17 protein-coding genes, 4 tRNA genes, 1 pseudogene and 1 riboswitch are annotated in these 16,929 nt (G+C 56.0%); of the genes and pseudogenes, 8 read left to right on the forward strand and 14 right to left on the reverse strand.

What is annotated here, in order from left to right:
- The first annotated feature begins 38 nt into the window (after window positions 1-38).
- Window positions 39-965, forward strand: coding sequence for an alpha/beta hydrolase (locus tag EE949_RS19080; RefSeq protein ID WP_162874712.1), 927 nt, complete (start codon window positions 39-41; stop codon window positions 963-965).
- A 112-nt stretch (window positions 966-1,077) separates the two neighbouring features.
- On the opposite strand, the gene EE949_RS19085 is transcribed toward EE949_RS19080, so the two are convergent.
- Window positions 1,078-1,968 carry a LysR substrate-binding domain-containing protein gene (locus EE949_RS19085; RefSeq protein WP_122665716.1) on the reverse strand — a complete coding sequence of 297 codons (891 nt, stop codon included), beginning with the start codon at window positions 1,966-1,968 and terminating at the stop codon, window positions 1,078-1,080.
- A 114-nt stretch (window positions 1,969-2,082) separates the two neighbouring features.
- Here EE949_RS19085 and EE949_RS19090 point away from each other — a divergent pair, with 114 nt between their 5' ends.
- Window positions 2,083-2,544 (forward strand): PACE efflux transporter, encoded by a 462-nt coding sequence (locus tag EE949_RS19090; RefSeq protein ID WP_122665717.1) that lies wholly within the window; start codon window positions 2,083-2,085, stop codon window positions 2,542-2,544.
- Here the strand turns inward: EE949_RS19090 and EE949_RS29870 are convergent.
- A pseudogene (locus tag EE949_RS29870) lies at window positions 2,522-2,706 on the reverse strand (transposase domain-containing protein); the annotation flags it as partial. The gene EE949_RS19090 and the pseudogene EE949_RS29870 overlap by 23 nt on opposite strands.
- 321 nt (window positions 2,707-3,027) lie before the next feature.
- Window positions 3,028-3,104 (reverse strand) — tRNA-Arg (locus EE949_RS19100).
- Here EE949_RS19100 and EE949_RS29505 point away from each other — a divergent pair.
- The 4 genes from EE949_RS29505 to EE949_RS19115 all read left to right on the forward strand — a co-directional run bounded on the left by EE949_RS29505 (window position 3,077) and on the right by EE949_RS19115 (window position 4,660).
- Window positions 3,077-3,331 (forward strand): hypothetical protein, encoded by a 255-nt coding sequence (locus tag EE949_RS29505; protein ID WP_162874713.1) that lies wholly within the window; start codon window positions 3,077-3,079, stop codon window positions 3,329-3,331. The genes EE949_RS19100 and EE949_RS29505 overlap by 28 nt on opposite strands.
- Before the next feature lie 87 nt (window positions 3,332-3,418).
- Window positions 3,419-3,670 carry a hypothetical protein gene (locus tag EE949_RS19105; RefSeq protein WP_122666119.1) on the forward strand — a complete coding sequence of 84 codons (252 nt, stop codon included), beginning with the start codon at window positions 3,419-3,421 and terminating at the stop codon, window positions 3,668-3,670.
- A gap of 54 nt (window positions 3,671-3,724) precedes the next feature.
- A complete protein-coding gene (locus EE949_RS19110) occupies window positions 3,725-3,910 on the forward strand; it encodes a PA3371 family protein (RefSeq protein WP_122665718.1) in 186 nt (61 codons plus the stop codon).
- Window positions 3,911-4,330: 420 nt separating this feature from the next.
- Window positions 4,331-4,660 carry an Arc family DNA-binding protein gene (locus EE949_RS19115; RefSeq protein WP_027900088.1) on the forward strand — a complete coding sequence of 110 codons (330 nt, stop codon included), beginning with the start codon at window positions 4,331-4,333 and terminating at the stop codon, window positions 4,658-4,660.
- Window positions 4,661-4,815: 155 nt separating this feature from the next.
- Here EE949_RS19115 and mgtE read toward each other — a convergent pair whose 3' ends face one another.
- Entirely contained in the window at window positions 4,816-6,258 is a 1,443-nt protein-coding gene (gene mgtE / locus EE949_RS19120) for a magnesium transporter (protein ID WP_122665719.1), read from the reverse strand.
- A 319-nt stretch (window positions 6,259-6,577) separates the two neighbouring features.
- Between mgtE and bamE the strand changes: the two genes are divergently transcribed.
- Window positions 6,578-7,081, forward strand: a complete 504-nt coding sequence (gene bamE, locus EE949_RS19125; protein ID WP_122665720.1) for an outer membrane protein assembly factor BamE domain-containing protein — start codon at window positions 6,578-6,580, stop codon at window positions 7,079-7,081.
- Window positions 7,082-7,124: 43 nt separating this feature from the next.
- Here the strand turns inward: bamE and EE949_RS19130 are convergent.
- The 7 genes from EE949_RS19130 to ltaE form a co-directional block, all read right to left on the reverse strand.
- Window positions 7,125-7,201 (reverse strand) — tRNA-Arg (locus tag EE949_RS19130).
- 72 nt (window positions 7,202-7,273) lie between these two features.
- A tRNA-Arg gene (locus EE949_RS19135) sits at window positions 7,274-7,350 on the reverse strand.
- 108 nt (window positions 7,351-7,458) lie between these two features.
- Window positions 7,459-7,549, reverse strand: a tRNA-Ser gene (locus EE949_RS19140).
- 62 nt (window positions 7,550-7,611) lie between these two features.
- A complete protein-coding gene (csrA, locus tag EE949_RS19145) occupies window positions 7,612-7,800 on the reverse strand; it encodes a carbon storage regulator CsrA (protein WP_002554426.1) in 189 nt (62 codons plus the stop codon).
- A 169-nt stretch (window positions 7,801-7,969) separates the two neighbouring features.
- Window positions 7,970-9,202: an aspartate kinase gene (locus EE949_RS19150; RefSeq protein WP_122665721.1), complete on the reverse strand. Its 1,233-nt coding sequence runs from the start codon at window positions 9,200-9,202 to the stop codon at window positions 7,970-7,972.
- Between the two features lie 96 nt (window positions 9,203-9,298).
- Window positions 9,299-11,923 carry an alanine--tRNA ligase gene (gene alaS / locus EE949_RS19155; RefSeq protein ID WP_122665722.1) on the reverse strand — a complete coding sequence of 875 codons (2,625 nt, stop codon included), beginning with the start codon at window positions 11,921-11,923 and terminating at the stop codon, window positions 9,299-9,301.
- Between the two features lie 144 nt (window positions 11,924-12,067).
- Window positions 12,068-13,072, reverse strand: coding sequence for a low-specificity L-threonine aldolase (gene ltaE, locus EE949_RS19160; RefSeq protein WP_122665723.1), 1,005 nt, complete (start codon window positions 13,070-13,072; stop codon window positions 12,068-12,070).
- A 181-nt stretch (window positions 13,073-13,253) separates the two neighbouring features.
- Window positions 13,254-13,399, forward strand: a riboswitch (FMN riboswitch).
- A 126-nt stretch (window positions 13,400-13,525) separates the two neighbouring features.
- On the opposite strand from ltaE, the gene EE949_RS19165 reads away from it, so the two are divergent.
- Window positions 13,526-14,035, forward strand: coding sequence for a 6,7-dimethyl-8-ribityllumazine synthase (locus EE949_RS19165; RefSeq protein ID WP_122665724.1), 510 nt, complete (start codon window positions 13,526-13,528; stop codon window positions 14,033-14,035).
- Between the two features lie 155 nt (window positions 14,036-14,190).
- Here EE949_RS19165 and astE read toward each other — a convergent pair whose 3' ends face one another.
- The 3 genes from astE to astB form a co-directional block, all read right to left on the reverse strand.
- Window positions 14,191-15,198 (reverse strand): succinylglutamate desuccinylase, encoded by a 1,008-nt coding sequence (astE, locus tag EE949_RS19170; RefSeq protein ID WP_122665725.1) that lies wholly within the window; start codon window positions 15,196-15,198, stop codon window positions 14,191-14,193.
- Window positions 15,199-15,230: 32 nt separating this feature from the next.
- The gene (locus EE949_RS19175) at window positions 15,231-15,515 is read right to left on the reverse strand and encodes a hypothetical protein (protein WP_027900080.1); all 285 of its coding nucleotides are present in this window, start codon (window positions 15,513-15,515) and stop codon (window positions 15,231-15,233) included.
- A 62-nt stretch (window positions 15,516-15,577) separates the two neighbouring features.
- Entirely contained in the window at window positions 15,578-16,924 is a 1,347-nt protein-coding gene (gene astB, locus EE949_RS19180) for an N-succinylarginine dihydrolase (protein WP_122665726.1), read from the reverse strand.
- Window positions 16,925-16,929: the final 5 nt, after the last annotated feature.

The following is a 16,929-nucleotide window of genomic DNA, read 5'->3' on the forward strand; positions in this document are numbered from 1 at the left end:
AATTAGCAAATCAGCGACCCACGCCAATTGAGATCACTATGAATACAAAAGTAGAAGCAGCCGTACAAACCTGGGCCAACAGTTTGAGCGATTTGGTACCCGTACTGCAGGGAATTGATACCACTACAAAAATGAGCGACATCCGCGACAGCTACGCGAAAATGCTCGCGCAAAATCCAGCGCCCACAGGCGTCAAGTTCGAAGCAGTCGATATGGGTGGAGTGCCGGGCACCCTCGTGACACCCGATGAAATCAAGACCGATGCAGTTGTCATGTACATCCATGGCGGCGCGTACATAGTTGGCCGTCCAGACGGCTACCACGGGATAGGCGGCAACTACGCGAAAATGCTCGGCGCTCGTGTCTACATGCCTGATTACCGCCTCGCACCGGAGCATAAGTTTCCAGCATCCATCGACGACACACTGCACGCCTACGAATGGTTGCTTGAGCAGAAAATCCCGGCCAACAAGATCGCATTTTCAGGCGAGTCGGCAGGCGGCGCGATGGTCGTCAGTGTGATGGTGGCGGCCAAATCCAAAGGGCTTCCGCTACCTGCGGTGGGCTCTTCGATTTCGCCTTGGGCAAACCTGGAACACACCGGTGCGTCCATGAGCAATCGTGAGGGGCTGGACCCTTTGAACTCCAAGCCGGTGCTGGACATCCTCGCGAGAGCTTTCCTGGGAGACACGCTTGCTAACCATCCTCTGGCATCGCCAGTATTCGCGGACGTCACTGGACTCCCACCCATTCTGGTACAGATTGGTGAAAATGAGCTGATGCTCAGTGACGCGATGCGTCTGGCGACTCATCTGGCTGACAACCGCGTCCGAGTCAATCTTGAAGTGTGGCCTGCCATGTTCCACGCTTGGCACTTCTACTCCTCCATGCTGCCGGAAGGTCTGCACGCCATGGAGAGCTCTGTGCGATTCATCGAGACCGGTCTGGCCAACGCAACCCGCTAAGCAGGCAGCGAGATTTCGGTCGCGCCACTGCCTTGAGGATACATTCTTGCGGAATATCAGGTACGTGTGCGAAATAGCGCCCAAGATCTGAATAATCAGGATTTGGTTCGCTCTACAAAGTGGCATCGGCCATCTCTGCCAGCCACTTTAGACAAGCACTTACTTTCTCCTGCCGCTCTCGCCCTGGCACGCACATCGCAAAGTAACGCGGGCCAGGAAGAGTCACGTCGGGTCTGTATGCAACAAGCTCTGCTCGCTTGAGGCTATCGGCCACCAGAACATTGCTTGCCAGCACCAGCCCCTGACCCGCGACCGCAGCATTCAAAGCGTAATGCTCGTCATCGAACTCCCGAATTTGAGCGGTTTCAAGCCAGGCTTGGCACCCTGCCGCTTCGCACCAACTTCGCCAGTTGACTGAATGTCCTCCTGGAATCTGCCAGTGCAGATTGATCAATTCGATCCGATTTACGTTCAGTGAGCTGAGAAGGCCCGGAGCGCCGTAAACCGAAAACTGCTCGACCATCAATTCCTGACAAAAAAGCTTCGGGTCATCACGACCCACAGCCCGAATCGCAACGTCAATGCTGGAGTCACGCAGCAAATCCACCAATTCGTTTCGTGTATCGACACGAACGTTAAACTGCTCAAAGGTGCGATAGAAGCTACCTAGCCTGGGGATCAGCCAAGTCAGAGCCAGGCTGGGCGTAGTGGAAATGGTCAGAGATTGCTTGGCAGAGCCTGGATAGAAAACTTCCAGGCTCTGCCGAATATCCAACAACGCGCCATGGGCCTGTCGATAGAGCAGCTCACCTCTGTCGGTTAACACTACCCCTTGTCCAGATCGCTCGAACAGCATGGCTCCAAGCGAAGTCTCCAACGTTCTGACTTGATAGGAAATGGCCGCCGGGGTGACTGAAAGTTCCTGAGCTGCCGCTTTAAAGCCGCCTAACCGTGCGGCAGCCTCAAAAGTGCGCAGTGCGTTAAGTGGAAGGGTTGAAAACACGCACAGCTCCTCGACAAGTTGAATTGATGCCCAGTCAATTTATCTCATTTTTCGTAGCGCGTAAGGGACCCTATCTTCACAGATATTCGATCTAACAGCGCTTCGGAGAACACCATGCAAGGCTCTACCCGAAAGATTGTCCAGGCCATCCTCTACGAGTCCATCGCAGTTCTGGTGCTCTCACCCAGCATCTCGCTGATATACGACCAAGGTCTGGCCCATGCTGGCGCGCTGTCATTGATGTTGTCTGCAAGCGCACTGATGTGGAACGTGTTCTATAACTACATTTTTGAATGCTGGGAAGCACGCCAGCCACAGCGTGCTCGCACATTTGGCAGACGCTTGCTCCACTCCCTGGGTTTCGAGGGCGGGCTGGTGCTGCTGTTGGTGCCGCTTGTGGCGTGGTGGCTGGAAATTTCCTGGTGGGCTGCATTAATCACAGATCTGGGACTGTTCGTGTTTTTCTTCTTTTACGCCCTAGGCTTCCAATGGCTTTTTGATAAATTGTTCGACGTACCAGTATCCGCGCGGGATGAAGTTATACGTCCGGGCATCACGTCTTCCGTCGGTAAGTAGGCCGCAACTTGTGTGGCAGCACGGATAGATACCATGTGCTAGCTGCGTCGGCAGGCGCGTGAGTAAGCCCCTTAAGGCATACGGATCGTGCCCACTAGGTCGGGCTGACTGGATCAAACTCCTCATCGGTGCCGCCCGTTTTCCGGTTTCAAGCTGACGCGCTATTTACCATGCCTGCAGAATGATCGGTGTACTCATAACCAATCGATTTCCTGTAGCGCTTACGGGTGAGCCGATCAGCATCGACACAGGGGGTATCGCAAGCCGCAAAACGAAGTTTAGCGACCTCAGACCTGACGTCTTTCGCGAGACACGCTACGAATTAGCCAATCCCTGTGGACAAAACCTGTTGTGAATGATGGCGAAGTGACGATGCTCGGGGGACGGAATAGAACGTTTGCAGAGTAAAGAAGAGACAAAAAAGAAGTGGTGACTAATTTGCTACCCAAGGTAGGCGAGCAATCAGGTAGCCAAAGTTAAATATGGTGTCCCAGGGCAGGTTCGAACTGCCAACCTTCCCCTTAGGAGGGGGATGCTCTATCCAATTGAGCTACTGAGACAACGGGCCAGCACACCGATTGGTGCCAGCGAGGACGGCGTGCATGTTAACGGCACGTGGACACTTTGTCATGTCGTCTTTGGCTTACACGGCTGTGGTCCATATCCGTTTATTTTGCCGGGAATCGACATGACCATGCATTTTGCAATGCACCACATAGCCACCATTGCAAAACGCATGCTATACGACCACTCAAACAATTTTAAGTCATTGATTTATAAGGATTAAATTAAGAATAGGAGTTGGCATGCAGACTGCAATACCTCATGCGGTAGAGACCCTTCTTAAAGAAAGTTCCGTCGGAGGTAAATGAAAATGAACATCGCCCTTTCAGTGTTGAATGCTGCGGCTCTGGTTGCACTGGTGGCTTTTCATTTTCAAGACGACGGCAAAACGGAACAGACCGCACTGCAAGCTCAGCCACACCATCTTCTGCGTCAGGCTCCGCAACTGGCGATCATGACGGATCGCAGCAGTCATCCCCAAGCGGTCACCCTCGCCAACGACAGCGAGGCACCCGCTTCGAATTCTGCCAACGTGAGAGCCGAGCCTCGCTGGGTCTTCTGAAAAGACGTATCTGAACCTCTGTAGACCCAACGAAACCACGGAAAGAGAATCGCCATGTCCAAGTCAGCCTTATCGTTCATCATCCTGGCCCTGCTGGCTATCGTGGTCGATTACCAGTTGCCGGCCACTGCTGAAGGCTTGAGCAGCGCGGCAAAAATTGCAGCCGGGATCTTTACCGTACTGTTCGTCGTAGCACTGATCCTCGGACGCCGCTTCAAGTTTGATCCCGTTTTGCGCTGATCTGCCTCCTTCTGGCGGGTCCCCGATCCGCATCTCCGCGATACCTGAAACCCAGCCCTGGCAGCTAACGGTCACGTCCGTCGGCCCGCATTCGTATTCCGCCAATAACCTTCTACGCTGACAAATAGCCATCATGGCAGTTTGCATCCAGGTAGGATCTGCACGAATTCGAACCTTCTAGATGAGCGGGCAGATAAGCACTTTGCAAATTAGCTCGCAATTCTGATAATTGGTGCTGGCTAATCGCCTTTATCTGGGTCAATATTTGTCACAGAATTGACGCCAAGGATCCGGCAGATTGGGGCATGATGCTGGCCTCTTTGAGAATACGGTTGAACATTTCGTTAAAACGGCTGTCACAGATTGACATCCATGCGGCGACTTGCAAGAACCGCTCCCCTGAACTAACCGGTTAAATATATGAGCCCTATGAAACAGGCTACTTATTCCAGCCGCACGGCTGACAAGTTCGTTGTACGTCTACCAGATGGCATGCGTAATCGTGTGCAAGAGGTAGCTAAAAACCACCATCGCAGCATGAACTCAGAAATCATTGCTCGCCTCGAACAAAGCTTGATTCAGGAAGGTGCTCTGGGCGACGAACCTAGCCTGCGCCTTGATAGCCCTGAGCTGTCACTGCATGAGCGTGAATTGCTGCAGCGTTTTCGTCAGCTGTCGCACCGTCAACAGAACGCATTGGTGTCACTGATTGCACACGACACCGAGCTGGCTGCTGACAACGAAGACTGATCACTAGATCGAAGTTTTCAAGCCAGCATAATTGCTGGCTTTTTTATTCGCGGCTTTTTATTTGCTTTTTTATTTGTAGTGCTTTGCTGTAAGACATTTCCGCGAATCATAAAAAAACCGCCTCAAGGGGCGGTTTTTTTATGCAGCAAAAGCAACTAAAGCAGGAAGATTGTTGCGAGCCCGAGGAAAATGAAGAAGCCACCACTGTCGGTCACCGCAGTAATCATGACGCTTGCACCCATCGCCGGATCGCGCCCGAATTTGGAAAGCGCCATCGGTATGGTCACCCCCATCAACGCAGCAAGCAGCAGGTTGAGTGTCATTGCAGCGGTCATGACCACGCCTAAAGACCAGCTGCCGTAGAGCAAATAGGCCACCACACCAATTACCCCACCCCACACCAGGCCGTTCACAAGGCCCACACCCAACTCCTTGCGCAGCAGTCGCTTGGTGTTACCGGTATTGACCTGATCGAGTGCCATGGCGCGCACAATCATCGTAATCGTCTGATTGCCCGAGTTACCGCCAATACCGGCAACGATCGGCATCAGGGCAGCCAGCGCCACGAGCTTCTCGATCGAACCCTCGAACAAACCAATGACACGCGAAGCCAGAAAGGCGGTGATCAGGTTGATTGCCAGCCACGCCCAACGGTTGCGAAGCGAACGCCAGACGGAGGCGAAAATATCTTCCTCTTCGCGCAAACCCGCCATGTTGAGGACTTCGGTTTCGCTCTCCTCACGAATGAGGTCAACCATTTCGTCGATGGTCAGACGGCCGATCAGCTTGCCGTTCTTGTCCACCACCGGCGAGGAAATAAGGTCATATCGCTCGAACGCCTGCGCAGCTTCATAGGCATCGCCATCCGGGTGAAAACTCACCGGATCATTGGCCATGATTTCCGAAACCTGTTTATCAGGGTCATTGACCAGCAAGCGCTTGATGGGCAGCACACCCTTCAGCACGCCATCGTAGTCAACCACGAACAACTTGTCGGTATGCCCCGGCAACTCTTTCAAACGGCGCAGGTAACGCAGTACGACTTCCAGGCTGACGTCTTCACGGATGGTGACCATCTCGAAGTCCATCAGGGCGCCGACTTGCTCTTCTTCATACGAGAGAGCAGAACGGACACGCTCGCGCTGCTGTGTATCCAGAGCCTCCATCAGCTCATGGACAACATCGCGCGGCAGCTCGGGTGCAAGGTCGGCCAGTTCGTCGGCGTCCATTTCCTTGGCAGCCGCCAGCAGCTCGTGATCGTCCATGTCGGCGATCAGCGTTTCCCGAACGGAGTCGGATACTTCCAGAAGGATGTCGCCGTCGCGCTCAGCCTTGACCAACTGCCAGACCGTCAGACGATCTTCGAGAGGCAATGCTTCCAGGATGTAGGCGACGTCGGCGGAGTGAAGGTCGTCGAGCTTGCGTTGCAACTCGACAAGGTTCTGCCGGTGAACCAGATTTTCTACGCGGTCTTGATTCTGACCTTCCTGACGGTGGGTCAGATCTTCAACAACACGCTGGCGCTGCAGGAGCTCGATAACCTGAGCCAGACGATCCTGCAAACTATCCTGCGTTTTTTTTACTTCGATTTCGGACATAGGCGAACTCCACTCCCAGCAGCGGAGCACGCCGGGAGATCAATCAGTTAATGCATGATTGCTGAAAGAAACTGTTGAGTAACTACTGGGTAAGTCCATGGAGGTATTCCATAAGCCCCGGCGGGGCTGACGGGCGCAATCATACACCGCTTGGCCACATTGCACGCTACAAAATTCTGGCTAGAACAAGCGGTTGCAACACAAAGTCAATCATTGATGCGGCAATAGAGCTGGGACGACACATCCCGCCAAGAAAACACCTCCTCAAGTGAAATGACCCGGCTAGGCTTCCCCCAAACCCGTCAAGGAAGACACCGGAATGCGCTACAAGCCCGCCGCCCTTTGGGGATTCGCCCTGCTCTGCTCATCCGCGCTTCTCCAGGCATCCAGCGTTCAGCGCTGCGAAGACGCAGATGGCAACATTACCTTCACGTCCCTGGGCTGCCCAAGCGATCACAACGTGCAATTGCAAAAGGCATACAACGCCCCGCCCGGCACTGTCGTCCCTCTGCTTCCAGGGGCCGGACAACCCGACACCATCAACCGCAAGCCAGCACAGGGTGCGCGGGAGAAAGAACTGGTGGTCGTTGGTCAACGCGACGACGGGTGCGGCAACCGCCTGAATGCCGAGCAGCGCCGAAGAGCGATCATCAATCAACAGACGCCACCTGGCATGACACGCAAGGATGTTGAAAGCTTACTGGGCAGGCCCGACAAAGTGGTGAGCAGAAATGGCGAGACGCGATATGTCTATCACGAGAAGAAAGGCCGCAGCAGCCAGGTGACCTTTGACGAACATGATTGCGTGAAGGGCAAACGCTAGAAAGCAAAAAGCCCGTATCAGACGATACGGGCTTTTTGGTGTTTGGTGCACTCGACAGGATTCGAACCTGTGACCGCTCGGTTCGTAGCCGAGTACTCTATCCAGCTGAGCTACGAGTGCATTAGCGCTTGATAAACCAGATCACCGCTGGTTACAACAAAGCTACCTGCATTACTGCAAACAACTCTTAAATGGTGCACTCGACAGGATTCGAACCTGTGACCGCTCGGTTCGTAGCCGAGTACTCTATCCAGCTGAGCTACGAGTGCATTTGTTGCCGCGCATTATAGGCCGTCGAATCTTTTGGTCAAGAACTTTTTTCTAGTAAATTCAACAACTTACCGATTAAAGCCAGATACAACGTACTACGCAAATAATGGCGGAGAACGGGGGATTCGAACCCCCGACACCCTTGTGAGGTGTACTCCCTTAGCAGGGGAGCGCCTTCGGCCACTCGGCCAGCTCTCCGCAACACGGGGCGTATAATAACCACCCTTTTCCCCGTTTGCAAACCAAAAATTCAATAAAAATTAATGGCTTGGTTCTTCGTCCTTCTCTTTCTTGATGCGCAGGTAAATCTCTTCACGGTGAACAGCGACTTCCTTGGGTGCGTTGACACCGATACGCACCTGATTACCTTTGACGCCGAGCACGGTCACGGTGATTTCTCCATCACCAATGATCAGGCTCTCTGCGCACCGACGAGTCAGAATCAGCATACCTTTCTCCTCAAGCAATACATTCAGGGACAACAGTCTGCAAACCGAAGGCGACGCCCGCGATTCATCGCGGTTGTAACCAGCGTATCGACCGGCGAACGCAAAAGAACAGTTTTGCGCCCGGTAAAAACACAAAGGGCGCAGTCAGACTGCGCCCTTGGCCGATACATCACTCACCCTGTCGAGGGGCATCCAGCTCAAAGGCCGTATGCAGCGCACGCACTGCCAGCTCCAGGTACTTCTCCTCGATGACCACGGAAACCTTGATTTCCGACGTCGAGATCATCTGGATATTGATACTTTCCTTGGCCAGCGATTCGAACATGCGGCTGGCTACACCTGCGTGAGAACGCATGCCGACGCCCACGATCGACACCTTGGCGATCTTGGTATCGCCAATCACTTCACGAGCACTGATTTCACGCGCAGTCGTTTCCAGCACCTGCAAGGCAGCCTGGTAGTCATTGCGGTGTACGGTGAAGGTGAAGTCGGTGGTGTTATCGTGCGCAACGTTCTGCACGATCATGTCGACTTCGATATTCGCGGCGCTGATTGGGCCGAGAATCTTGAACGCCACACCCGGGGTGTCTGGCACGCCACGGATGGTCAGCTTGGCTTCATCGCGGTTGAAAGCGATGCCGGAAATGATCGGCTGTTCCATGGATTCCTCTTCATCAATGGTAATGAGGGTCCCTGGACCCTCCTTGAAGCTGTGCAATACGCGCAGCGGGACGTTGTACTTGCCGGCAAATTCCACCGCACGGATCTGCAATACCTTGGAACCGAGGCTGGCCATTTCCAGCATCTCTTCGAAGGTAATCTTGTCCAGGCGCTGTGCCTGGGAAACCACGCGCGGGTCGGTGGTGTAAACACCGTCAACATCCGTATAGATCTGGCATTCATCGGCCTTCAGCGCCGCGGCCAACGCCACGCCGGTGGTGTCCGAACCACCACGACCCAGGGTCGTGATATTGCCGTTCTCGTCCACACCCTGGAAACCGGCGACCACAACTACGCGGCCGGCTTTCAGGTCGGCACGAATCTTCTGGTCATCAATCTGCAGAATACGCGCCTTGTTATGCGCGCTGTCCGTCAGAATACGAACCTGATTACCGGTATATGACACTGCTGGCACACCACGCTTCATCAGCGCCATGGCCAACAGGGCAATCGTCACCTGCTCACCCGTGGAGACGATCACGTCCAGTTCGCGAGGAACCGGTTGATCGCTGATCTGCCTGGCAAGGTCGATCAGACGATTGGTTTCACCACTCATGGCAGAAAGCACAACCACCAGGTCGTCGCCCTGCTCACGGAATTTCTTAACCTTGTCGGCAACCTGCTCGATGCGCTCTACAGAGCCCACCGAGGTGCCTCCAAATTTCTGTACGATCAAAGCCATCTCAAAGCCGCCTCTGCCCGATTAAGGGCGCCCATTAAACGTTAAATCCAAGCGCCGGACTGCCGCATCGCTAGGCGGCAGCTCCGGAAGGTCGACTTAAATACCCTGCTCGACGAAAGGCACGGTCAACGCCAGCGCTGCATCCAGCGCACCTGCATCCACACCGCCACCTTGCGCCATGTCAGGACGACCGCCGCCTTTACCACCTACGGCTGCAGCAGCCTGTTTCATCAAATCACCGGCTTTGAGTTGGCCAGTCAGGTCTTTGGTTACGCCCGCAACCAGTACAACCTTGTCCTCATGCACACTGCCGAGCAGGATCACTGCGCGACCGAGTTTGTTCTTCAACTGATCGACAAGCGCCAGCAGCGCTTTGCCATCCTGACCGTCCAGGCGCACGGCCAGCACTTTCACGCCTTTGACATCCAGTGCAGAGGAAGACAGATCGTCGCCCGCTGCGCTGGCCGCCTTGGCCTGCAATTGCTCCAGTTGTTTTTCCAGCAGACGGTTGCGCTCAAGCACAGCCGTCAGCTTGTCCAACAGGTTCTCGCGGTTGCCTTTGACCAGTGTCGCGGCTTCCTTGAGCTGATCTTCTGCGGCATTGAGGTAACCCAGCGCCGCTGCGCCGGTGACTGCCTCGATGCGTCGAACGCCAGCGGCCACGCCGCCTTCGCTGACAATCTTGAATACCGCGATGTCGCCGGTACGGTTGGCGTGAATGCCACCGCACAGCTCGACGGAGAAATCACCGCCCATGCTCAGCACGCGCACGCTGTCGCCGTACTTCTCGCCGAACAGTGCCATGGCGCCACGCGCCTTTGCCGTTTCGATATCGGTTTCGACCGTCTCGACTGCGGTGTTCTTGCGGATTTCAGCGTTGACGATGTCTTCCAGCGCTTTCAGTTGCTCAGGCTTGATGGCTTCAAAATGGCTGAAGTCAAAGCGCAGGCGCTGACTGTCCACCAACGAGCCTTTCTGCTGGACGTGCTCGCCCAGCACCTGACGCAAGGCTGCGTGCAACAAGTGAGTCGCGGAGTGGTTCAGTGCAGTAGCGTTGCGAACCTCGGCAGCCACTTCGGTGTTGACCGACGCGCCGACAGTCAATGTGCCGGAAGCGACAACGCCGTGATGCAGGAAGGCGCCACCGGTTTTCGTGGTGTCACGGACATCGAAACGAACCGCATCAGCGCTGATGTAGCCGCCGTCGCCAATCTGGCCACCGGACTCGGCATAGAACGGCGTGGTGTCCAGCACCACAACGCCCTCTTCGCCTTCGTTCAATTGCTCGACTTTCTGGCCGTCTTTATAGAGGGCCACGACCTTCGCTTCGCCGCGAGTTGCTTTGTAGCCGGTGAACTCGGTGGCCACGTCGACTTTGACGAGGCTGTTGTAGTCCATGCCGAACGAACTGGCAGAGCGCGCGCGAACACGCTGGGCGTCCATCTCGCGCTCGAAACCTTCCTCATCAAGGGTCAGGTTGCGCTCACGAGCGATGTCACCGGTCAGGTCCATCGGGAAACCGTAGGTGTCGTAGAGTTTGAACACTACGTCACCCGGTACGACGTTGCCTTTGAGTTCAGCCAGATCCTGCTCAAGGATCTTCAGGCCCTGCTCCAGAGTCTTGGCGAACTGCTCTTCTTCGGCCTTGAGTACGCGCTCGATGTGCGCCTGTTGCTGGACCAGCTCAGGGAACGCAGTACCCATCTCGGCAACCAGCGCCGCAACGATCTGATAGAAGAAGCTGCCCTTGGCGCCCAGCTTGTTACCGTGACGGCAGGCACGACGAATGATGCGACGCAGCACATAACCGCGGCCTTCATTGGACGGCAGCACGCCATCAGCGATCAGGAAGCCGCAAGAACGAATGTGGTCAGCCACGACTTTCAGCGATGCCTGATTGTCGTTGCTGCAACCAATGGCTTTTGCAGCCGCGGCCAGCAAGCTCTGGAACAGGTCGATTTCGTAGTTGGAGTTCACGTGCTGCAGAACAGCACTGACACGCTCCAGGCCCATACCGGTGTCTACCGACGGTGCAGGCAGCGGGTGCAGCACGCCGTCAGCGGTGCGGTTGAACTGCATGAATACGTTGTTCCAGATTTCGATGTAACGGTCGCCGTCTTCTTCCGGCGAGCCTGGTGGGCCACCCCAGATCTCAGGACCGTGATCGAAGAAAATCTCGGTGCAAGGACCGCATGGCCCCGTATCGCCCATGGTCCAGAAGTTGTCGGACGCGTACGGCGCGCCTTTGTTGTCACCGATACGAACCATACGCTCAGCAGGTACGCCGATGTCTTTGGTCCAGATATCGTAGGCCTCATCGTCGCTGGCGTAGACCGTTACCCAGAGTTTGTCCTTGGGCAGGTTCAGCCATTTTTCCGAGGTCAGGAAGGTCCAGGCGTAAGTGATCGCATCACGCTTGAAGTAATCACCGAAGCTGAAGTTGCCCAGCATTTCGAAGAATGTGTGGTGACGCGCGGTGTAACCGACGTTTTCCAGGTCGTTGTGCTTACCACCGGCGCGCACGCACTTCTGGCTGGTCACTGCACGGGTATAGGCTCGCTTTTCCTGGCCCAGGAAGCAGTCCTTGAACTGGTTCATACCTGCGTTGGTAAACAGCAGGGTCGGGTCGTTGCCCGGAATCAAGGAGCTTGAGGCTACACGGGTGTGGCCTTGCTCTTCGAAGAAGCCAAGGAAGGCTTCACGGATTTCTGCGCTTTTCATAGGTTCTTCCACGGAGACTGCGGCCAGAGGCAAGTGCAAAACGTCATGTGACGTAGCGACGGCAAAGGGCCGCATTATATAGGCGTTGCGTCAACGGTACAGTGTGTTTGTACGATAGAACAAAGCTACTGGACTATCGGCGCCTCAGGTGCGCGAAAAGTCAGCAAATGCTGTGATTACCGTCTCGAGTTGTTCGCGGGAAACATCCAGGTGGGTGATCATCCGCAAACGGGGTGCCGCGCTGAGCAAAATCCCTCGCTTGGCACAGAACGTCTTGAGCGCCTGAGCACGATCACCGATCTGCACGTAAACCATATTGGTCTGCACCGGCTCGACCGAATAGCCCAGTTCTGCCAGGGCAGCACCGAGAAACGCCGCATTCGCATGGTCATCCGCCAGGCGTTCAACATGATGCTCCAGAGCATACAGCCCCGCCGCTGCAAGCATGCCGGCCTGACGCATGCCACCGCCGACCATTTTGCGCAAGCGACGAGCCTTGTCGATGAACACCTGAGAACCGCACAACACCGATCCCACCGGCGCGCCCAGCCCTTTGGACAGGCACACCGATACGGAATCGAAGTGCTGAGTAATCTCCCGCGCCTCAACACCCAGTTTGACTGCCGCGTTGTATAACCGGGCGCCATCCAGATGCAGCGCCAGACCATGCTTGCGAGTAAATTTGCGGGCGGCCGCCAGATAGCTCAACGGCAGCACTTTACCTTGCATGGTGTTTTCCAAAGCCAGCAAACGGGTGCGGGCAAAATGGAAATCGTCCGGTTTGATGGTTGCCAGCACCTGATCCAGATCCAGCGAGCCATCTGCCTGGTTTTCCAGCGGCTGCGGCTGAATGGAACCCAGCACCGCGGCTCCGCCACCTTCATATTTATAGGTATGGGCCTGCTGGCCGACGATGTACTCGTCGCCGCGCTCACAGTGAGCCATCAAGCCCAACAGGTTACTCATCGTGCCGGTCGGGACAAACAGCGCAGCGGCAAACCCTAGCCGCTCAGCCATCCAGGCTTCAAGACGATTGACCGTCGGGTCCTCGCCGTAAACGTCGTCACCCAGCGGCGCCAGCGCCATGGCGGCACGCATGCCGGGCGTTGGCTGAGTCACTGTGTCACTGCGCAAGTCGATAGCCGTCACGATAAAGCTCCCTGATAAGGACAAACCTCAGTTGTGAGGTGTGGAATGAGAATAATCAAGGCGTTGATGTGCAATTCCAAGGCTTACTTATAAGAAAAAGTCAGGGCAACTGTAGGAATACGTCCAAGCACATTCAGAGAAACTGTGTTAAAAAATGCCCGCTGCCGAAATGTTTCGGTGGCAACGTTCTCAGGGCGGGGTGCGATTCCCCACCGGCGGTAATGACGCGCAATGCGTTTAGCCCGCGAGCGCTCGCGAAAGCGAGGTCAGCAGACCTGGTGTGATTCCAGGGCCGACGGTCATAGTCCGGATGAAGAGAGAACGGGATTGGCACCACCGCAACGCATCGCGCATCGTCACGAGCGGATTTCGTTCGTATGACTGCCGGGCTTAGCCTGACCTTCCCATTCGATCCAAAGCGCCCTGTTTTTTTATAGACAGGAGACAGAACAGATGCAACCCACCGCAATCGATAGCAAGACCAAGAATCACGCAAACGAGCGAATCGCTTTTATCCAGGCCTGCTGGCACAAGGATATTGTCGATCAAAGCAAAATCGGTTTCATCGCTGAAATGGCCAACCACGGTTACACCGAAGCTGACATCGACTTCTTCGAAGTCGGCGGCGCCTTTGAAATCCCTCTGCACGCCAAACTGCTGGCCAATAGCGGCCGTTACGCTGGCATCGTCGGCGCAGCGCTGGTGGTCGACGGCGGAATCTATCGCCACGAGTTCGTCGCCCAGTCGGTGGTCAGCGCGTTGATGCAAGTCCAGCTGGAAACTGAAGTGCCAGTGTTCTCGGTCGTCCTCACCCCTCACCATTTCCATGCGGGTGAAGAACATCTGAAATTCTTCTTCGAGCACTTCCTGCACAAAGGTCAGGAAGCGGCGAAAACCTGCGCTGACACCGTCGCCAAAGTGCGCTTGATTCGTCGCAGCGAAGGGCAGAAGAAAGTCGGTTAACTGCGACTGACGACAAACCCTGTGGGAGCGAATTCATTCGCGAAAGCGGCATTACAACCGACAAGTATCTATCGAATGTACTGCCCTATTCGCGAATAAATTCGCTCCCACAGGTGCTCTGCAATCCCGATATCGGCGCAATTATCGCGTCAGGCTCAAACCAGTCCATCCTCTGTAGCCGGCACAATCAATATGCCCGCGCGCAAGCCGTTCTTGACCTTGGGATTCGGGAAAATGATCCTCGCGCCCTCTTCTTCCACGATCCAGCGCGAATGGTTCAGGTCGTCAGCCAGAACATAGCCTTTATCCAGCGGTGAAAAGTTTTCCACGTCCAGGGGCAGGTGCAGCCTGAAGCCATCGCTGTGCTTGATGATTTCCCGGGCAACGCTGAACAGTTGCAAACCCTCCAGACTCTCTTGCACCGCAGGCTCGGTGCCTTCGATCATTTGCTCCAGCAGCAAGCGCAGACGAGTGAGGTCAACCTCCTGGTTGTGTCCGAATGGCCGCGCTTTGCCCAGTTCCAGCGTAAAGGACTCGGCCCCCAGCTTATCGTAGGTGTACGCGCTGAACACGATGGAGGGCTTGTTCTGCAACAGCACGGCGGTCATGCCTGCCGCTTGCAGCCGCGCAAGCTCCCGACGCGAATGCTGACGCCCCTCTTTCCAGGGATACAACGCGAACTGCTCGATTTTCGAGCCTCGAATCGCGGTGTGCAGGTCGTAGTGCAAACGGTAGCGGTCCGGGACACTGAAAAACGTCGCCGCCAGCCGCTCCAGCTCGCAGGCGCGTAACGCCTCGGCGCCTTCACTGTGCTCGTGCCGACCATTGAACAGCCGGTTGACGTCCTGTTCGACATAACGCTCGCCACGACGCATGGCGTCGGGGTTGCCGAACAGGAAAAGAATACGTGCCCGCGGCTGTAATTCACTGCGGGCAATGCTGCGGATCAATTCGTCCAGCAGCTCGATAGGTGCAGTCTCATTGCCGTGGATACCGGCGGATAACAGCAAGTCCGTGCCGTTATCCCGATCCTGAGCAGGACGCACTTCCAGCGCGCCTTCGCTCAGCCATCGCAGTCGCACGCCGGCGACTGTCACTTGAGTCTTTTCCGCCGGTTCACGTCCGGCCAGGGTCAGGTCAAGCAGTTTACCGAGGGCGAGCATAGGCGCTGTTCCCTTATGGGTGGCAGTGAGACTTAGTGATTGCAGTCAGGACCGTGCACATGCTCTTCGTCTTCACCGACGTCGGCAGGTTCCATTTCCAGTTGCAGGCTGACCAGGTTGGTCGCCAGTGGACGCAGCAGCAAGTTGGCGTATTCAGCATCGCCTTCTTCGACATCCACACCAATCAGCAACTGACCACGGCCATCGTGCTGAATCCAGATTTCCTTGCCCTGCCAGACAACGGCAACGCGGGTGCAGGAGGTTTCCAGCTGGGTGCCATCGGTGTCTTCAAGGATCAACTGCAGGGTGTCGCTCATATTCGGAGTTCTCTATAGAGAGGAAAGGACGGCGGATCGTGTCAGGCACCATCCGCCAGAATTCAGGCCAGCTGAAAAGGATAAACCGCGCCCAGTTTAAGGATTTGCGTCAATTCATCCAGTGCCGCACGGCATTCGATCAGCAATTGCGGATCAGCCAGATCTTCTTCGCTCATGCGGTCACGATAATGCCTGTCGACCCATTGCGTCAGCGTATCGTACAGCGGCGCGGTCATGATAACCCCAGGGTTGACCGCCGCCAGCTCGGATTCATTGAGCGCGACCCGCAGACGCAAGCAAGCCGGACCGCCGCCATTCTGCATGCTCTGCTTGAGGTCGAAGACTTTGACTTCCTTGACCGGCCCCGCTCCCGCAATCAGCCCTTGCAGGTAACGCCAGACGCGCTCGTTACCGCGACACTCTTCAGGCACAACCAGCAACATAGTGCCGTCGGGGCGCGACAACAGCTGGCTGTTGAACAGGTACGAACGCACCGCGTCTTCGACCGAGACTTCGGCACGGGGCACGCAGATTGCCTTGAGCTGCGCGCCGCAACGGGTCAGTTTGTCCTGCAGCTCCGCCAGCATGCGTTCGGTGTGGAGAAACGCGTCCTCGTGATAAAACAACACCTCACCATTACCCACTGCGATCACGTCGTTGTGAAAAACACCCTGATCGATCACCGCCGGGTTCTGCTGGCCGTAAACCACAGCGCTGTCGCTCAAGCCATGCAAACGGGCAACGGCCTGGGATGCTTCCAGAGTCTGACGCGCCGGATACTTCTGCGGCTCAGGAAATCGCGAATCAAAAGCGCTGCGCCCGAACACGAAAAACTCCACCCCCGCCTCGCCATAGTCACGGCATAGACGCGTGTGGTTGGCGGCGCCCTCATCACCAAACTGGGCAACAGAAGGCAACGCAGCGTGGTGGGCAAAGTGTTGCGAATTGGCAAACATCGCGGCCAGCACGCGGCTGGTGGTCGGATGTTCAATACTGCGGTGGTACTTGCAGGCCAGGTTGGCGGCGGTGAAATGCACGCGACCATCGGCAGTGTCGGCGCTCGGGCTGACCGTTGCGGCGTTGGCCACCCACATGCTCGACGCCGAGCAACTGGCAGCCAACAGGGGCATGGCCTGCTTCGCAGCCTGCTGGATCACCTGCGCATCACTGCCAGCGAAACCCAGGCGACGCAAACCGGCGACATCGGGACGTTCCTGAGGGGCAAGTACACCCTGAGTGAAGCCCATATCCATCAGCGCTTTCATTTTTGCCAGGCCCTGCAACGCGGCTTCGCGAGGGTTGGAGGACTGCTGGCAGTTGCTTTGCGAGGCGACGTTACCGTAGGACAGCCCGCCGTAGTTATGCGTCGGCCCGACCAGGCCGTCAAAATTGACTTCGTATGATTTCATCGGCT

The sequence above is a fragment of the Pseudomonas viridiflava genome (assembly GCF_900602065.1).
Classification (GTDB): domain Bacteria; phylum Pseudomonadota; class Gammaproteobacteria; order Pseudomonadales; family Pseudomonadaceae; genus Aquipseudomonas.